Origin of the sequence: Mycobacterium sp. 1274761.0, assembly GCF_001668615.1 — a bacterium.
Taxonomy (GTDB): Bacteria; Actinomycetota; Actinomycetes; order Mycobacteriales; family Mycobacteriaceae; genus Mycobacterium.
The window spans coordinates 1-16,306 of the sequence record NZ_LZMC01000102.1; the positions used below are offsets into that span (position 1 = coordinate 1).

Sequence of the window (16,306 nt, forward strand, 5' to 3'; positions counted from 1 at the left end):
GCGGAGCGCTGCTCGACGAGGCCCTGGACGTCCTGACCAAGGCACTGAGCGGAGAGGACGTGGCGTACGAAGGCACGTCCTTTACCGCACGCGGTGTGCGGTTGTATCCCGTGCCTGCGACGCCTCCGCCAATCTGGGTCGGCGGCAACAGCAAGCCCGCGGTGCGGCGGGCGGTCTCGCGCGCCCAAGGCTGGGCACCGTTCAACACGTTCGGCTACGCGACGGCGTCGCGAACCGCGGAGATCTCTACGCTGGAGGAGTTGGAGTCGGCGATCGCGTGGGCCAAGAAGTACGCGGCCGAGATCGGCCGGGCCGAGCCGCTGGACATCTGCTTCTCGGCGGGCAATCTTCTCGACGACAGCGTCTCGACCGACCAGCGGCACGCGACGATCACACGCCTCGAGGGGATGGGAGTGACCTGGCTGACCATCGCGCCGCACGGCGCCACAAGGGCAGAGGTCATTGACCGCGCGCACGCTTTCGCCGAGGAGTTCATCGCTCCGTGAGCCGGCCCGGGCCCATCAGGCTGTCGGGGGCGAAACCGTCGACTCTGATGCGACGGTGCGCGAACAACCACGGCCGTCGATGGGTGCCAGCACATCGCGATACCGCCCCCAGTGGTCGAGTCCGACGTCGGTGTGCACGGCGAAGTAGCTGCTGACCTCCACCCGATCACGGGCCACCGACTCGAAGCAGATGCTCGACACGTGATGACGCATGTGCGTCGGCACCTTCCTCGAAGGTGGATCGGCCATCGCCGATGCGAGTCCCGACTCGATTTCGGCGGGCCCGGTGAGCGGATCGGCGCCGCCGGTGAATTCCAGGACGCCATCACGGCCGAAGCACGCGGCCAGCGCGCCGAGATCGAACCTGTCGGTTGCGGCGGTGTAGTCCGCGAGCGTCTGACGTACCGACTCGCGGACAATGAGTTCCCAGGTCTCCATCGCGACTCCTGACTTTGCCGGGAATTCGTAACCCGGTTCGCGACACACGATAACGTCTGTTCTCATGCAGCAGCCCACGTTGACTGACCTGCTCGATCCGACCAGCACCGCATTGGTCACACAAGAGTGCCAAGGTGGTGTGATCGGCCCTCAGGCCGGTCTGCCCATGCTCGCCGACGAGGCAAGACGGGAGGCCATCCCGAACATCGCGAAGCTGCTCGCCGCTGCCAGGGTTGCGCGGGTCGCGGTGGTTCACTGCTTGATCAACAGGCGTCCGGACGGACGCGGATCAAACACCAACGCTAGGCTCTTCGCAGCGGGTAAGTCGTTTTCCGCCGATCTCACGCCCGGCAGCGCCGGAGGGTCTGTGCTACCCGAATTCGGGCCGGAGCCAACCGATCTCGTGCTCACCCGCACGCACGGTGTTGGACCGATGACGGGTACCGACCTGGACTCGGTGCTGCGCAACCTCGGCATCAGGACCATTGTCGGCGTCGGCGTCTCCGTCAACGTGGCCATCACGAACTTCGTCATGGACGCGGTCAACCGTGGCTACCAGTTCGTGCTCCCCCGCGACGCGGTGAGCGGCTTTCCGCGCGAGTATGCGGAGTCGGTGATCGACAACACGCTGTCTCTGCTCGCGACGGTGACAACCACTGACGCGGTGCTCGAGACGTGGTCGGCCGGCTGAGCAGATAGCCGCGTATAGATGTCGCCAACATCAAATGATAACGTCGTTCTCACATGGCGTAAACGGTCATATCCGCTGCTCTGACGAAGGGATCAGCCACAATGTCTAACCGGTCCTTGCCGTATCCGGTCTTCGACATCGACAATCACATGTACGAGACCAAAGAAGCCTTGCTCAAGTACCTGCCCAAGGAGCACAAGGGCAAGGTGGGCTACGTCGAGGTGAACGGACGGCCGAAGCTCGTGGTGAAGGATCACATCAGCCACATGATCCCCAACCCGACCTTCGAGCGAGTGGCACGACCCGGCAGCGCAGAGGACTACTTCCTCGGCAACAACCCCGAGGGCCTCAACTTCCGCGAGTTCATCGGCGAGGCAATGGACGTCATCCCGGCCTATCAGGAGCCGGCGCCGCGCTTGGAGCTGATGGACGAGCTCGGTATCGACCAGTGCGTCATGTACCCCACCCTGGCCAGTCTCATCGAGGAGCGCACCACCGATGACGTCGTGCTGACCCACGCGATCATCCACGCGCTGAACGAGTGGATGCACGAGCACTGGACGTTCAACTACCACGACCGCATCTTCGCGACTCCGGTGATCTGCCTCCCGCTCGTCGACGAGGCAATCAAAGAGTTCCGCTGGTGCCTCGAGCGCGGCATGAAGACCTTCCTGGTGCGTCCTGCTCCGGTGCCCAGCCGGTTCGGCGGATCGCGATCCATGGGCCTGCCGGAGTTCGATCCCTTCTGGCAGGAGGTGGTCGACGCGAACATCCCGGTGACCTTCCACGCCTCGGACAGCGGCTACCAGAAGCACCTGATGGAGTGGGAGGGGGGTGACGAATACCTGTCCTTCAAGACGAGCACCCTGCGCGAGGTGGTGATGGGGTTCCGCGCCATGGAGGACACCCTGGCGGCCCTGATTTGCCACGGCGCGCTGTCCCGATTCCCCGATCTCAAAGTCTTTGTGGTGGAGAACGGCAGTGGCTGGGTGCGAAACCTGCTGCGGTTGCTCGACAAGGCCTACCGAACCATGCCCAAGGAGTTCGACGAGCACCCGGTCGAGGTCTTCAAACGCAACGTCTACATCCACCCGTTCCTGGAGGACGACGTCAAGGGGATCGTCGACATCATGGGCGAGGACCACGTCATGTTCGGCTCCGACTTCCCGCATCCCGAGGGCATCGGCGATCCGCTCAGCTTCGTCGACCGGTTGGACGGCCTGTCCGACACCGCGAAAGCGAAGATCATGGGCGGCAACGCGATCAAGCAGTTGGGACTCAACAAGGTTCCGGCATGACGCAGGCGCCCACTGCACCGAAGCTGTACGACGGAATCGCCGCCTTCGAGGCGCACACCGGCGAGCATCTCGGCTACAGCGACTGGCGACAGGTCACCCAGAGAGAGATCGACCTGTTCGCCGAGGCGACCGGCGACCATCAGTGGATTCACGTCGATCGTGAGAAGGCCGCGAAAGGTCCATACGGGAAGACCATTGCGCACGGATACCTCACGCTGTCACTGGTTCCGCTTCTGGTGCAGCAGATCTACCGCGTCACGGGATTGTCGATGCAGGTGAATTACGGCGTCGACAAGCTACGGTTCCCCGGCCCCGTGCCCGTCGACTCGCGTATCCGGGCGGGCGCGGAATTGATCACGGTTGAGCGAAATGACAAGGGCGGTCGCGCAACCGTGCGGGTCACGGTGGAGGTCGAGGGATCCGACCGCCCGGCGTGCGTGGTCGACACGATCGCGGCGATGATGGAATAGCTGCGGGGGAACACGATACGTCGGAAGGTCAGCCCCCACTGCCGCCCCGGCGCAGGAAGTTCACTGTGTAGTCCTGGAAAGTCAGACCTTTGGGCTCGAGCCCGATCAGTGCCAGGAACGGGTCCCACTCGCGAGAATCGACGAACCAGTCCCATCGTGCGATGTGTCCATCTTCATTTGTCCAGACGTAATCCCACTCGTGCAGCCCCAGCACTGTCCCATCACGGAGGGTCCCCGCGTAAACGTCTCGGACAGCGAAGCCCCATTCAGCGGCCACACACTCGAATGGGGAAACAAGACGGAAGTCCGGCATGTACTTCCACCACATGCGGAACTCCGGCGTCAGCATGTCTCCATCGGGCGCATGCTCTGCCATGGCCGTTGCAACTGCCTCCGAGAACAGTTCGGCCATCGGCTGCGGCGCTCCACCGTTGAAAAGAGGGCACATCATCACGGCGTCAGAGGCGTAGATCCACTCGCCGCCGTATGTGACGTGGTTCGTTTCGTGTGCCTTCGCATAGGCTTCCCACTTGGCCCGAGCCATTCTTCGATGGAGAGCGATGCGATCGGCGGTCATCTCGTTCATCCCCTCTTCGGCGCACGCCTAAGCGTTGAGCAGGCGGTCGCCGATCACCTTCTGCTGGCGTAGCTGGTCGATCTCGTTGTCCGACAGGCCGAGTTCTCTGAGTACCTCGTTATTGTGCTGTCCGAGTGTCGGAGAAGGGGTTCGATGATGGTCGGCCGGTCCCGGAGTGATCCGGAACGGCCAGCCCGGGTATCTCTGCCGACCCGAAAGCGGGTGTTCGAGTTCGGTGTAAAAGCCCCGCGCGTCGAGCTGGTCGACGTCGTACATGCGGTCGCCGGTCAGTAGCCGCTCCGCAGGCACACCGCGGCGACGCAGTGCATCGGCGGCCTCGTCCGGGTCGCGTGATGCTGTCCACTGCCGCAACACCTCGTCGAACGCATCGTTGTTGGTCCGACGCGCCTCCACCGTGCGGAACCGGGGATCGTCGGCGAGTTCGGGCCTGCCGATGACGTCGAGGGTGGCCTTCCAGTCGGCATCGTCGCGAATGGAGACCGCCACCCATTCGTCTTCGCCGGCCGCCGGATAAACACCTTGGGCGTAGCTGCGGTGCCGGTTTCCCTCTCGTTGCGGCACTCGGCCAGTGAGCGAGCTTTCGATGACAGGTTCCGCCGTCACCACGGCGCCGACCTCGATCTGTGCGACCTCGATGAGTTGGCCCTCACCGGTTTTGCGCTTGTGTTCGAGCGCGGCCAGGAGCGCAACGGTGGCATGTGTTCCCACGACCGGGTCCGCGGGCCCCTGCAGATTGCAGGGTGGGCCGTCGGGGTAGCCGGTGACCGCCGACATTCCCGACACCTGCTCGAAGTTCAGTGCCCACCCGACGTAGTCGCGCCACGGTCCTTCGAGGCCGAGGCCAGGCATGCGCACCATGATCACATCCGGGTTAACCTTGACCAACGAGTCGTAGTCGAGACCGAACTGCTCAACGACCCGCGGTGAAAAGTTCTCGACCACCACGTCGGCCTCGGCCGCCAACTGCAATGCCAGTTTGCGGCCGGCATCCGAGGTGAGGTCAAGGGTGATGTCGCGCTTGTCGAGATTGGTGGCCTGCCACATCGGACCGATCTCGTACCAGGCATCGCTGTTGCGGAGCAGCGAACCCGAATACCGGTGTCCATCGGGACGTTGGATCGACTCGACCTTGACGACGTCTGCGCCGAACGCACCCAAGTACATCGTGAGGTAGGCGCCAGACCAGAAAGTGGAAAGGTCAAACACTCTCAGGCCCGAAAACGGTGCGGCAATGTGCTCGGGGGCGGATGACTGCGGCGCCTCACCGCGCTCATCCCAGCCGACGACGGCACCGACGCCCCGGACCGGCGCCGGCCGCGGAGCCCCGACCGGCGTCCTGGCCAACCGGAACGGCGCACCGGGTCGCACGAAGCGCGCGCCCGCGGCGTCGCCCTCGATGAAGAACCCACGGTCGCGGTATTGCGGGCAGTCCAGGATCGATGAGCCGTCGTTGATGGGCGCCGCCGGAATTCGCATCGCCTGGCTCAACTCGACAAGGTCCGCCACGGGCATCGACTCGAGCCACGGCTGCGCTTTGTCGAAGAACTCGTCACGTTCAGGCCCGCCCAGCATGACCGCGATCTGATGCTGGCCGAACTCCGGCAGCCCGACCATTGCGCACACGTCGAGCCAATGCTGACCGGTCAGACAATTGATCCCGATCCAGCCGTCTGCAGCACGAACTATGCCGAGCATCGGGCCGGCCTTTGAATTCGGGGGCAGGCCCATGCTTTTCAATCGCGCCGCCATCAGCATCGGGTAGGGCAGTGTCGACAAGAGCGCCTCGAATGCCGAAACATCGACTTCGGTGACCTGACCGGTACCTGCCGCAGCAACCCGCAACGCCGTCAAAGCAGCCAAAGCGGCGTAGCCGCCGGCTATGTATTCGGGAATGCGCGCCCCGGCTTGAACCGGCGGCCGCCCGGGCTCGCGCGTATTCACCCATCCGGAAGCGGCCTGAACCGTCAGCGGCGTCGACTGGCGTTGCGATCGCGGTCCTTCTTGGCCGTAGTCGGAGATGCGAACCACAACAAGATTCGGATTGATCCGTTGAAGGCTGTCGTGATCGATACCCCAGTCGCACCGGGACTCCGCTCCGGCTGCGAGATTCTCGACTAGCAGGTCGGCCTGTGTGATCAATCCCTGGAACACATCGCGGTGGGATTCGAGATCGATTGTCAGACCCCGCTTTCCAGCGTTGAGATACTCGAACAAACCGCTCGCGGTCCCCCAGTTGCGTAGCGGGTCACCGGATGGCGTCTCGACCTTGACGACGTCGGCGCCGAGGTCGACGAGCAGCTTGGCACAATAGGGCGCCACAATCTCAGTGCCCAGCTCGACGACACGCAGGCCGGACAGCGCTGCGCTCACGCCGGCACTCCGATCGCCTTGGGTTCCATGTACGCACGCAACCCCATCATGCCGTTCTCCCGACCGATGCCGCTCTGATTGAATCCGCCGAACGGAGCGTCGCCTGCGATTGTCCCGTTGATCGACACCTGGCCGGTTCTCATCTGACGCGCGAGGGCGAGCGCACGGTCGACGTCGGTGCCCCACACCGCACCGCCCAGTCCGTACGCCGAGTTGTTGGCAATCGCCACGGCGTCGGCGTCATCGTGATAGCGCAGCACCGTCATGACCGGACCGAACACCTCCTCCTGAGCGATGTAGGACGCGGGTGACGCATCGGTCACGATCGTCGGTTCGAAGTAGAAACCCTTGTCCCGGTTCTGAGGTCGGCGACCGCCGGCGACAACGGTGGCACCGTCGGATACCGCCCGTTCGACGAAACCCTCGACGCGGTCACGGTGCTGGCCGCTGATCAGCGGGCCCATCGCGACGGCCTCATCGCGCGGATCACCCACCGCGACCTTGCCGGCGAGCGCCACCAGCCTGTCGACGACCTCATCGTGCAAACCGTCGGGAACGACAAGCCTGCTATTGAGAATGCAGGCCTGGCCGGCGTGCAAGGTGCAGCCCTCGAACAGCAGACGCTCGAGCAGTTCGTCCGTCAGATCGACATCGTCGAGCAGAACGCACGCCGACTTGCCTCCGCACTCGAGCAGAATCCGCTTCATCGTGGCGGCCGCGCCAGCCATCACATCTCGTCCGACCGACGAACTCCCGGTGAAACTCACCATGTCGACACGGGGATCGAGGGTGAGCAGCTTGCTGCCCTCAAGACCGCTCGGTGTGACGACGTTGACGACGCCCGGCGGAATGTCGGTCTCCTCGTCGATGATTCGGGCGAGCGCCAGCCCGGCCAGAGGGGTCAATGGCGAGGGCTTGAGCACGACAGTGTTGCCCGCCGCCAGCGCGGCGCGCAGCTTCATCACGTTCAAGGTGTGCGGAAAATTCCACGGTGTCATAACCCCGACGACGCCGAGCGGCTCGTAACGCAGCAGCGTCGTCCCTGCGGCACCCCAGGCATCGATCGGCTCCTCGACAGGCTCGAGCGCAAGTTCTGCGGCACGGCCCACCATGAAGGCCGGCCCCTCGATCTGGATCAGGCGCTCGTTTGCTGTACATCCCCATTCCGTCTGCGCCAGCGCGTAGAAGTCATCGGCCCGCGCCAGCAGCGCCTCACTCAGCTGCTGCAAACAGCGCGACCGTTCGGACGGATCCGCGGTGGCCCACGGACCCGAATCGAACGCTGTCCGCGCTGCGACGATGGCCTGGTCGACCTGTGTCAGGCTCGGGTCGGGCGCGGACGCGATCACGTCTTCGGTAGCGGGATCGACGACGTCGTATCGCCCGCCGTCCGGCTCGACCCATATGCCGTCGATATAGACCCCATAGCTGTCGACGAGGCTGGGCTCGGCCATCAGTTCACTTCGCTTCCTGTCGTCCACCACACCGTGCAGGGCGATGCGATGTGCGCACGGATTCATCCGACAATATGAATATTTGTGTACACCCGCGATATCGACAACGTCAATGTGAGAACGCATTTACCAGGGTAAACACACGTTGACACGGGCAATGCATGTGCGGTAAACAGAACATTACCGGACATTTCTACAGAATTTGTCTGATCCGCCCCGGTGCGTCGAGGAAGGCTTGCATTGCCCACAGAATCTCCGTCCCGACCCACGTCCTCGACACCGCTGCACTCGCCGGACTTCTACGCTGGTGATCCGTACCCGGCTTACCGGGTACTGCGGAACGGCACTCCCGTCGTGTGGAACGACGTCATGAACTTCTGGGCCCTGACCAAATACGAGGACATCCGGTACGTCTCAGGGCACCCGCTGACGTTCACGTCGACCAAGGGCATCAGCATTCCGGATCCGGCACAGCCCGAGCCCGTGCAGGAGGGCAACCTGATCTTCACCGACCCCCCGCGGCACCGACAGCTGCGCAAGCTCATCAACGCGGGCTTCACGCGGCGTCAGGTGTCGTTGCTGGAGCCGAAGGTACGCGAGATTGTAAAAGGCATCCTCGACGACGTCGATCCGTCCCGCGAGTACGAGTTCGCCGAGGAGATCGCCGCTCCGCTGCCGACGCGGCTGATCGCCGAGATGCTGGGTGCGCCGCCCGAGGATTGGGAACAGTTCAGGGCGTGGTCCGACGCCGCGGTGGGCACCGCTGACCCGGACATAGAACTGGACAATGTGGTGGCGCTGGGCCAACTCTACGAGTACTTCACCAGGCTGATCGAAGCCCGACGATCCGGTGCAGTCGCCGGTCAGAACGATCTCCTGAGCATCCTCGCCGCGGCCGAAGTGGACGGCGAGCGCCTCAGCGATGCCGACCTGCTGAACTTCTCCTTCCTGCTTCTGGTCGCCGGCAACGAAACCACGCGCAATCTGATTGCGCTCGGAACACAGGCGCTGCTCGATCACCCTGACCAGTTCGCGCTGCTGCGCGCAAACCCTGAGCTTCTTACCTGCGCCGTCGAGGAGATGCTGCGCTACACCAGCCCGGTGACCCATATGGCGCGAGAGGCGACGGAAGACGTGGAGATCCGCGGACAGCAGATCAAAGCGGGCGAAAAGATCGTAATGCTCTACGGTGCCGCGAACCGCGACGAGGAGGTCTTCGGTCCGAACAGCGAACAGTTCGACATCACTCGAAATCCGAACCCGCACATCGCTTTCGGCGCGGGAGAGCATGCCTGCCTTGGCGCACAGCTTGCGCGGCTGGAAGCTCGGGTGATGTTCGAGGTGCTATTGGGTTCCTATCCGTCGATGGAACTGACCGGCGATGTGACGCGGCTGCGCGCCACGATGGTGCCCGGTGTCAAACGTATGCCGGTACGAATGGGAGCGAGCGTCTAGATGGACTTCGACTACACAACCGAGCAGGAGCAGCTCCGCAAGGACTACCGCGAGCGGCTCGAGGCCGTGATGACGCCCGAGCGGCGAAAAGCGGTCGCCGGCCTGACGGAAGGCGGCGCCGCGATGATCGAGTGCCGGAAAGCGCTCGGTGCGGCAGGGCTTCTCGGCGTCGCGTGGCCGACGGAATACGGAGGCCACGGGCTGACGGCGCTCGAGCAGTACATCTTCGGTGAGGAAGCGCGCCGGGTGAACGCGCCGCTGCCGATGATCACGCTGAACACCGTCGGGCCGACGCTTATCCAGTACGGCACCGAGGAGCAGAAGCAGAAATTCCTGCCGGCGATACTGCGGGGTGAGGTGGACTTCGCGATCGGCTACTCAGAACCCGGCGCGGGGAGCGACCTCGCATCCCTGCGAACGACTGCCGTGCGCGACGGGAACGAGTTCGTGATTAACGGCGCCAAGATGTTCACCAGCGGCGCCGAGTTCGCCGACTACATCTGGCTGGCCGCTCGCACTGACCCGGAAGCCAAGAAGCACAAGGGCATCACGCTGTTCATGGTTCCCACGGACTCCCCCGGCTACTCGTGGAAGCCGCTGAAGACCATGCCCGGCGTGCAGACGTACTACACCTTCTACGACGACGTGCGAGTGCCAGAGAGCGCGATCGTTCTCGGCGAGAACCAGGGCTGGAAGCTGGTGACCAACCAGCTGAACCTGGAACGCGCCGCGCTGGGCAACCTCGGTGCGCTCGAGCCGCTGTTCGTCAAGACACTCGAATGGGCAAGGACGACACCGCTCGACGACGGAGTCGTGATCGATGCGCCCTGGGTTCAGCAGGCGCTGGCCCGGGTCGAGGCGCAGGTGGCGGCGTATCGGCTGCTCAACCTCCGGGTGAATACCAACATGGGGTCCGGTGCGCTAGGCATGGGCGAGGCTTCGGCCGCCAAGGTGTTCGGCACCGAACTCACCCAACAGGTGGCCCGCGAACTGTTGGACATCGTCGGGCAGGCCGGCACCCTGAAGGGATCGATCGCCCCACTCAGAGGTGAACTGGAAAGCGCCTACCGCCTCGCCGTCATCAACACCTTCGGCGGCGGCGCCAATGAACTGCAGCGCGACATCATCGCAATGGCCGGTCTCGGGATGCCCCGGGCACCCCGAGACATGCGCGCCTCTTGAAAGGACACATCCAGGTGACAGAGAATGCGAAGAGCGAACTACGGGAACGCCTCGACGCGCTGATTGGTACACCCACCGACGGAGTCGGCAAGCCGACGCGTGCCCCCGATCCGGTGAACGCCGCGATGATCCGACACTGGGCCTATGCGTTGGACGACATGAACCCGGCCTATCTCGACCCCGAGTTCGCGAAGAACTCGCGTTACGGCGGCTTGGTCTCTCCACCGGTGATGCTGCAGAGCTGGACCATGCCTCCGCCGAAGCTCGCCGGTATTCACGAGCGCGGCGGTGTTCCGATCGAGATCAAGACGAACCCTCTGCAGTTTCTCTCCGACGCCGGCTACACCGGCATCATCGCCACCAACTCCGAATTCGAGATCGAGCGTTATCCCCGTGTCGGAGACGAGATCTCGGCCGAGACGGTCTTCGACTCGATCTCGGACGAGAAGAAGACGGCGATGGGCGACGGCTTCTTCGTCACCTGGGTGACCACCTACCGCGACCAGCACGGCGACGTCATCGGTCGGCAGTGGTTCCGGACTCTGCGTTTTAAGACGGGCGGGGCCCCCGCCGGAACGGCTGGGGACTGATGGCTACCAGGCTCGCACCCTCGATCAGTCCCGACACCGAGTTCTTCTGGTCGGGTCTCAAAGAACACGAGCTCCGGATTCAGCGCTGCGCCGACTGCCAGACCCTGCGCGTCCCACCCAGGCCGATGTGCGGCAACTGTCAGTCGCTCAACTGGGATTACGCTATATCCACGGGGCGCGGCACCGTGTACAGCTTCGTGATGCCGCAGTACCCCCCGCTACCGTTCCTTCAATACCCGTATGTGGTAGCGCTGATCGAACTCGACGAAGGCGTTCGGCTGGTGTCCAATCTGTGCGATATCGAACCCGGCGACATCGAGGTCGGAATGCCCGTGGAGGTCTTCTACGAGACCTTCGAAGCCCTGCCGAGCGGCGACGAGTTGGTGTTGCACCAGTTCCGGCCCGCCCGATAACCGAAGGCAGACAATGGACTTCACGTTCACCGAAGAGCAAGAGACCGTCGCCAAGGTAGCCCGACAGCTGTTCGAGAGCCGCGCGACACCGGAGCACCTCACCGAATTGGAGGCCGGTGACACTCGCTACGATGCTGCGCTGTGGGGGGAGCTGGCCGCAGCCGACCTGCTCGGAATAGCCCTACCCGACTCCGTCGGCGGATCGGGCGGCGGCTTCCTCGAACTCGGGGTTCTGCTGAGCGAAGTCGGATGGAGTGTCGCGCCGGTGCCCGTCTACGCGACGCTGGTGCTGGGCGCGGACACCATTGCCCGACATGGGGATTCCGAGCTGAAACAGCGCTACCTGCCCGGTGTGGTGGACGGCAGCACGATTCTGACGGCGGCAATCACCGAGTCCGGCAACTCCGATCCGACCGCACCGCGCACCGCGGGCCGTCCCGACGGTGACACGTGGCGATTGACCGGCACCAAAGAGCTGGTACCCGCTGCGCAGCTGGCTGTCGCCATCGTCGTATCGGCGACAACGGATGGCGGGCCGGCCCTGTTTGTCGTGGATGCAGACGCCGAGGGCGTGACGATCACACCGGTACAGACGACGAACGGCGAACCGTTCGCCGAGGTCGAACTGACCAATGCCGTCGGCCGCAGGCTCAGCGAGGGCAGCGACGCCGTCGGCAGGTTGTACACCCGGGCACTCGTCGGGCTGTGCGCGATGCAGATCGGCGTCACCGAGCGGGCTTTGAAGCTCGCCGCCGCCTACACCACCGAGCGCGAGCAGTTCGGCAGGCCCATTGGGTCGTTCCAGGCGGTACAGCAGCGTCTGGCCGACGCGTTCATCGATGTCGAAGCCATCCGCTGGACCACCTGGCACGCGGCGTGGCTGATCGGCGAAGGCAGGCCCGCCGACCGCGAAGCCGCGATCGCGAAATTCTGGGCCGCAGAGGCCGGGGCGCGTGTCGCCGCCTCGGCTCAGCAGGTGCACGGCGGCATGGGCATCGACGTCACCTACCCGTTGTCGCGTTATTTCCTGTGGGCCAAGCAGATCGAGCTCGCGCTCGGGTCCGCCTCCCAACAGTTGGCCCGTCTCGGCAGCACATACCCGGAAGGAAACACATGACCTCCACTGTCGATCGAACCCAGACCCTGGCGTACAACGCCGTCAACGTGGGTGACGAAATCACCCCGATGGACGTGCCCGTCACCACGACTCTGATCGTCGCGGGTGCGATCGCGTCGCGCGACTACATGCCGGTGCACCATGACCGCGACTTCGCCAATTCGCAAGGCTCCCAGGATATCTTCCTCAACATCTTGACCACCAATGGTTTGTGCGTGAAGTTCCTGCACGACTGGGCGGGGCCAGAGGCGATGGTCAAGAAGCTGTCCATCCGTCTCGGCGTGCCCGCCTACCCCAACGATCCGCTGCGGTTCGAGGGCAGCGTGACGGGCAAATCGGCCGCCGACGGCGAGGGCTTGGTGGAAGTGACGTTCAAGGGCACCAACAGCCTTGGCGACCACGTGAAAGGCACGGCGGTGCTGAGCCTGCTCGACGGGGTCGAGGCATGACAACAAGAGACGGCATCGGCGGTAAGGCCGCGCTCGTCGGGATCGGGCAGACTGAGTTCTCGAAGGAGTCCGGCCGCACCGAGATGCAACTCGCCTGCGAGGCGGTCAAGGCGGCCATCGACGATGCGGGCCTGCGCCCGAGCGATATCGACGGGATGGTCACCTTCACCGTCGACGAGAACGAGGAGATCGAGGTCGCGCGCAACGTCGGCATCGAGAACCTGTCGTTCTTCACCAGGGTCCCGCACGGCGGCGGGGCGGCGGCAGGCACCGTGATGCAGGCCGCCATGGCCGTCGCGACGGGCGCCGCCGAGGCAGTGGTCTGCTACCGAGCGTTCAACGAGCGGTCTGGATTTCGCTTCGGCGGCGCCGGGCGGCAACCCGGCGTCACCCCGCTGTGGATGGCGCCGTACGCGCCATTCGGTTTCATGACCCCCGCCGCATGGGTGGCGTTGCATGCCCAGCGCTACATGTCGACATACGGGGTGACCAACGCAGACTTCGGAAAGATCTCGGTCATCGACCGCAAACATGCCGCGAATAATCCAGACGCCTGGTTCTACGGCAAGCCGATAACCATTGAGCAACACCAAGAATCGCGGTGGATCATCGAACCCGTGCTGCGATTGCTTGACTGCTGCCAGGAAAGCGACGGCGGCGTCGCGATGGTGGTGACAAGTGTCGAGCGGGCACGGGATCTGGCCAAGCCTCCTGCCGTGATCACCGCGGCCGCGCAAGGCGCGGCCTACGACGGCGAGGTCATGACCAGTTACTACCGAGAGGACATCACCGGCCTGCCCGAGATGGGCGTCGTCGGCAACAAACTATGGGGCGACTCCGGGCTCAAGCCCGACGACATCTCGACCGCCTTCCTCTACGACCACTTCACACCGTTCGTGTTCACCCAGCTCGAAGAGCTCGGCTTCTGCGGTCGCGGCGAAGCCAAGGACTTCGTATCGGTCGACGAACTTTCGCTGGGCGGCCGGATGCCGATCAACACCAACGGAGGGCTGCTCGGCGAGGCCTACATCCACGGGATGAACGGCATCACCGAAGGCGTCCGGCAGGTGCGCGGCACGTCACACAACCAGGTCGATGGCGTCGAACACGTCCTGGTCACCTCGGGTACCGGTGTCCCGACCAGCGGCCTCATCCTGGCACCCGACCGGTGAGCCGATAATGTCGTGCGGTGGGATCTGACGTGACACACGCTGTGGCGGTCGACACCCGGGATGCCATCATCTCGGCCGCCTTCGCATGCTTCCGCACCCGCGGGTTGGCGAAGACGACGATTGTCGACATCGCCAGGGCGGCTGACGTCTCCCGCAGCACGTTCTACGAGTACTTCCGCGATAAGGAGACGATCGTCGAGGCCTGTGCCGAGGCGGCATCGCAGCGCTTTTATCGCAATATGGCAAAAGCCATCGATCGCCACGGCGGCAGCACGCTGGAGGGACGCCTGGTTCGGGCGGCCGTCTTCGTCGCGCAAGCGCGTCGAGTCGTCGAACCGGAGGCGTACTTCGACCAAGCAGAAGTCAACCTCATGATGACCAAGAACGCGGCCACCCTGCTCAAGGAGTGTGCTGAGTTCCTCGCTCCATATGTCTCGGCCGCCAGGCTGACCGGTGAGGTCCGGCAGGATCTCGACATCCCCTCTGCCACAGAGTGGTTCGCGCGAATGCTGTTCTCGCTGTTCACCACGCCGTCCCCCACCGTCGACATGCGCAACGACGACGAGGTCGCGGAGTTCGTGCGTCCGTACGTCGTCAACGGGTTCGTCGGCGATCACACACGTCGGCGGGCGTAGAGGCAGTGGGGGTAGCCGGCTGGTACGCGCTCAGCCCGCGCAATTCCGTGAACTCCTCTGCCATGGCGTCGGTGACCTCATGCGGGTCGTTCAGAGTGCGGTCGTCCACGAGCACCGAGATCGTCAACAGCTCTGCATAACTCCACACCGTGATGTTCATTGCGCATCCCGCCGCCAACGGACCCACAGAATAAATCTCTGTGATACGAGCGCCGTCAACGGAACTCGCTTGCCGAGGACCGGGAACATTGGAAATAGTCAGATTCATAGCGATGCCGGAGTTCCACCGTCGTGATTGCCACCGAAACAACCCCGGGGACAATGCAGGCGGGAGATAGTTCAGCCAAGACGCCATCATCGTCGGACCGAGTAACGTGAAATTCTCCTTCGCGACGGCTGCAGCGTCGGCGGTGGTTCGAACGCGTTCCCGAATGTCGGAGATGTGTATTGGCAGCGGAGGTGTCATGTATCCGACGTCGTTGCCGTCGATGCGGTCGGGCGATCGGTTGAAGCTGACCGGAACACCGGCTATCAGCGGGCGGTCGGCGTGACCGTCATACCGCAGGGCCAGCTTTCGAATCGCTCCGGCAGCCATCGACAGAACCAAGTCGTTGACAGTGAGTTCCAGTGCCTTACTCGTTACTTTGACATCAGACAACGCCAGTGATGTGGTCGCAAAGCGTCGCTGTGGAGAAACTTGATGATTCATAAAGCTTCGCGGCGGCTTGAGCGGCCGCCTCAGGCGTGCGTTGCGTGGTCGCTGGCGTGACCGCCGCAGCAACCGCACGATCCCACGCGCGGTGACCGACAGCAAGCCGGGAAGTCCAATCAGATGTGTGATCTGGTCGCGAATGGCGTATTCGATGAGTTGTCGACGGGTGGGCAATTCGTCCGGCCGCGCCGAAAGTCCAGCGTCGATCAGGGCATCCGGCGCACTCATCGCCTTGGCGATCATGTTGGCTGAAGCCAGCCCGTCGGCTAATGCATGGTGGACTTTCCAGATCACCGCGATCTCATGACCGACCAAGCCCTCGGCAACGTACATCTTCCAGAGTGGTCGGTCGCGGTGTAATGGCACACTGGCGATCTGACCGATCAGCTCGTCCAACTCTCGCCGCCCGCCGGGCGCGGGCACCCGTACCCGCTCCAAGTGGTAGTCGGGGTCGATAGGTGCGTTTTCCCGCCACATTGGGTGATGAAGCCTCCTCGGGATGTCGACCAGCTGGTAGCGAAGTGGCTCCAGACCGAGCAGCCGCGGATAGGCCATCCTGCGGAAGGCCTCAAAATTGTAACCACCTCTTAAATGCCGGACGTCGAGCAGGCCGATCTTGAGAGTATGAGTCTGAATCTCAGGTGTCTCGCTGTACAGCAACATGACATCTACGCCGCTCAGCCGCTTCACGGTGCACCTCCCCTACAACCAGCTCGCTCAACTGAGAACATAAATTCTCAACCCGCCAGAGTATCC

General features: G+C 63.8%; 17 protein-coding genes. 12 read left to right on the forward strand and 5 right to left on the reverse strand.

The window, feature by feature from the left end; all coding sequences use genetic code 11:
* A partial coding sequence (locus A5651_RS20540) for an LLM class flavin-dependent oxidoreductase (protein WP_156663090.1) occupies positions 1 to 506 on the forward strand: 506 nt, incomplete at its 5' end.
* A gap of 15 nt (positions 507 to 521) precedes the next feature.
* On the opposite strand, the gene A5651_RS20545 is transcribed toward A5651_RS20540, so the two are convergent.
* Complete coding sequence (locus tag A5651_RS20545; protein WP_231988765.1) at positions 522 to 1,010, reverse strand: nuclear transport factor 2 family protein; 489 nt, start codon at positions 1,008 to 1,010, stop codon at positions 522 to 524.
* Here A5651_RS20545 and A5651_RS20550 point away from each other — a divergent pair.
* The 3 genes from A5651_RS20550 to A5651_RS20560 all read left to right on the forward strand — a co-directional run bounded on the left by A5651_RS20550 (position 1,009) and on the right by A5651_RS20560 (position 3,403).
* Positions 1,009 to 1,635, forward strand: a complete 627-nt coding sequence (locus A5651_RS20550; RefSeq protein ID WP_066985226.1) for a cysteine hydrolase — start codon at positions 1,009 to 1,011, stop codon at positions 1,633 to 1,635. The two genes, A5651_RS20545 and A5651_RS20550, sit on opposite strands and share 2 nt — an antisense overlap.
* 101 nt (positions 1,636 to 1,736) lie before the next feature.
* Complete coding sequence (locus A5651_RS20555) at positions 1,737 to 2,933, forward strand: amidohydrolase family protein (RefSeq protein WP_066985230.1); 1,197 nt, start codon at positions 1,737 to 1,739, stop codon at positions 2,931 to 2,933.
* Positions 2,930 to 3,403 carry a MaoC family dehydratase gene (locus A5651_RS20560; RefSeq protein ID WP_066985231.1) on the forward strand — a complete coding sequence of 158 codons (474 nt, stop codon included), beginning with the start codon at positions 2,930 to 2,932 and terminating at the stop codon, positions 3,401 to 3,403. Before A5651_RS20555 ends, A5651_RS20560 begins: the two co-directional genes overlap by 4 nt.
* 28 nt (positions 3,404 to 3,431) lie before the next feature.
* Here A5651_RS20560 and A5651_RS20565 read toward each other — a convergent pair whose 3' ends face one another.
* Genes A5651_RS20565 through A5651_RS20575 form a run of 3 tightly spaced genes read right to left on the reverse strand, consistent with a single transcriptional unit; the run spans position 3,432 to position 7,825 of the window.
* The gene (locus tag A5651_RS20565; protein WP_231988766.1) at positions 3,432 to 3,989 is read right to left on the reverse strand and encodes a hypothetical protein; all 558 of its coding nucleotides are present in this window, start codon (positions 3,987 to 3,989) and stop codon (positions 3,432 to 3,434) included.
* A gap of 18 nt (positions 3,990 to 4,007) precedes the next feature.
* The gene (locus A5651_RS20570; protein WP_066985234.1) at positions 4,008 to 6,371 is read right to left on the reverse strand and encodes a CaiB/BaiF CoA-transferase family protein; all 2,364 of its coding nucleotides are present in this window, start codon (positions 6,369 to 6,371) and stop codon (positions 4,008 to 4,010) included.
* A complete protein-coding gene (locus A5651_RS20575; protein WP_066985514.1) occupies positions 6,368 to 7,825 on the reverse strand; it encodes an aldehyde dehydrogenase family protein in 1,458 nt (485 codons plus the stop codon). The genes A5651_RS20570 and A5651_RS20575 overlap by 4 nt, the downstream gene beginning before the upstream one ends.
* Positions 7,826 to 8,107: 282 nt before the next feature.
* Between A5651_RS20575 and A5651_RS20580 the strand changes: the two genes are divergently transcribed.
* Genes A5651_RS20580 through A5651_RS20615 form a run of 8 tightly spaced genes read left to right on the forward strand, consistent with a single transcriptional unit; the run spans position 8,108 to position 14,838 of the window.
* Positions 8,108 to 9,280 (forward strand): cytochrome P450, encoded by a 1,173-nt coding sequence (locus A5651_RS20580; RefSeq protein WP_066985517.1) that lies wholly within the window; start codon positions 8,108 to 8,110, stop codon positions 9,278 to 9,280.
* Positions 9,281 to 10,462 carry an acyl-CoA dehydrogenase family protein gene (locus tag A5651_RS20585; protein WP_066985237.1) on the forward strand — a complete coding sequence of 394 codons (1,182 nt, stop codon included), beginning with the start codon at positions 9,281 to 9,283 and terminating at the stop codon, positions 10,460 to 10,462.
* Positions 10,463 to 10,476: 14 nt separating this feature from the next.
* Positions 10,477 to 11,052 (forward strand): MaoC family dehydratase N-terminal domain-containing protein, encoded by a 576-nt coding sequence (locus A5651_RS20590; protein ID WP_066985239.1) that lies wholly within the window; start codon positions 10,477 to 10,479, stop codon positions 11,050 to 11,052.
* Positions 11,052 to 11,465: a Zn-ribbon domain-containing OB-fold protein gene (locus A5651_RS20595; protein ID WP_066985242.1), complete on the forward strand. Its 414-nt coding sequence runs from the start codon at positions 11,052 to 11,054 to the stop codon at positions 11,463 to 11,465. Before A5651_RS20590 ends, A5651_RS20595 begins: the two co-directional genes overlap by 1 nt.
* Before the next feature lie 13 nt (positions 11,466 to 11,478).
* Positions 11,479 to 12,582: an acyl-CoA dehydrogenase family protein gene (locus A5651_RS20600; RefSeq protein WP_066985246.1), complete on the forward strand. Its 1,104-nt coding sequence runs from the start codon at positions 11,479 to 11,481 to the stop codon at positions 12,580 to 12,582.
* Positions 12,579 to 13,031: a MaoC family dehydratase gene (locus A5651_RS20605; protein ID WP_066985249.1), complete on the forward strand. Its 453-nt coding sequence runs from the start codon at positions 12,579 to 12,581 to the stop codon at positions 13,029 to 13,031. Before A5651_RS20600 ends, A5651_RS20605 begins: the two co-directional genes overlap by 4 nt.
* The gene (locus A5651_RS20610; RefSeq protein WP_066985252.1) at positions 13,028 to 14,203 is read left to right on the forward strand and encodes a lipid-transfer protein; all 1,176 of its coding nucleotides are present in this window, start codon (positions 13,028 to 13,030) and stop codon (positions 14,201 to 14,203) included. Before A5651_RS20605 ends, A5651_RS20610 begins: the two co-directional genes overlap by 4 nt.
* Before the next feature lie 29 nt (positions 14,204 to 14,232).
* On the forward strand, positions 14,233 to 14,838 hold the full coding sequence (locus A5651_RS20615) for a TetR/AcrR family transcriptional regulator (RefSeq protein ID WP_082943881.1): 606 nt from the start codon (positions 14,233 to 14,235) through the stop codon (positions 14,836 to 14,838).
* Here A5651_RS20615 and A5651_RS20620 read toward each other — a convergent pair.
* Complete coding sequence (locus A5651_RS20620) at positions 14,798 to 16,240, reverse strand: wax ester/triacylglycerol synthase family O-acyltransferase (RefSeq protein WP_066985258.1); 1,443 nt, start codon at positions 16,238 to 16,240, stop codon at positions 14,798 to 14,800. The two genes, A5651_RS20615 and A5651_RS20620, sit on opposite strands and share 41 nt — an antisense overlap.
* Positions 16,241 to 16,306 lie beyond the last annotated feature (66 nt).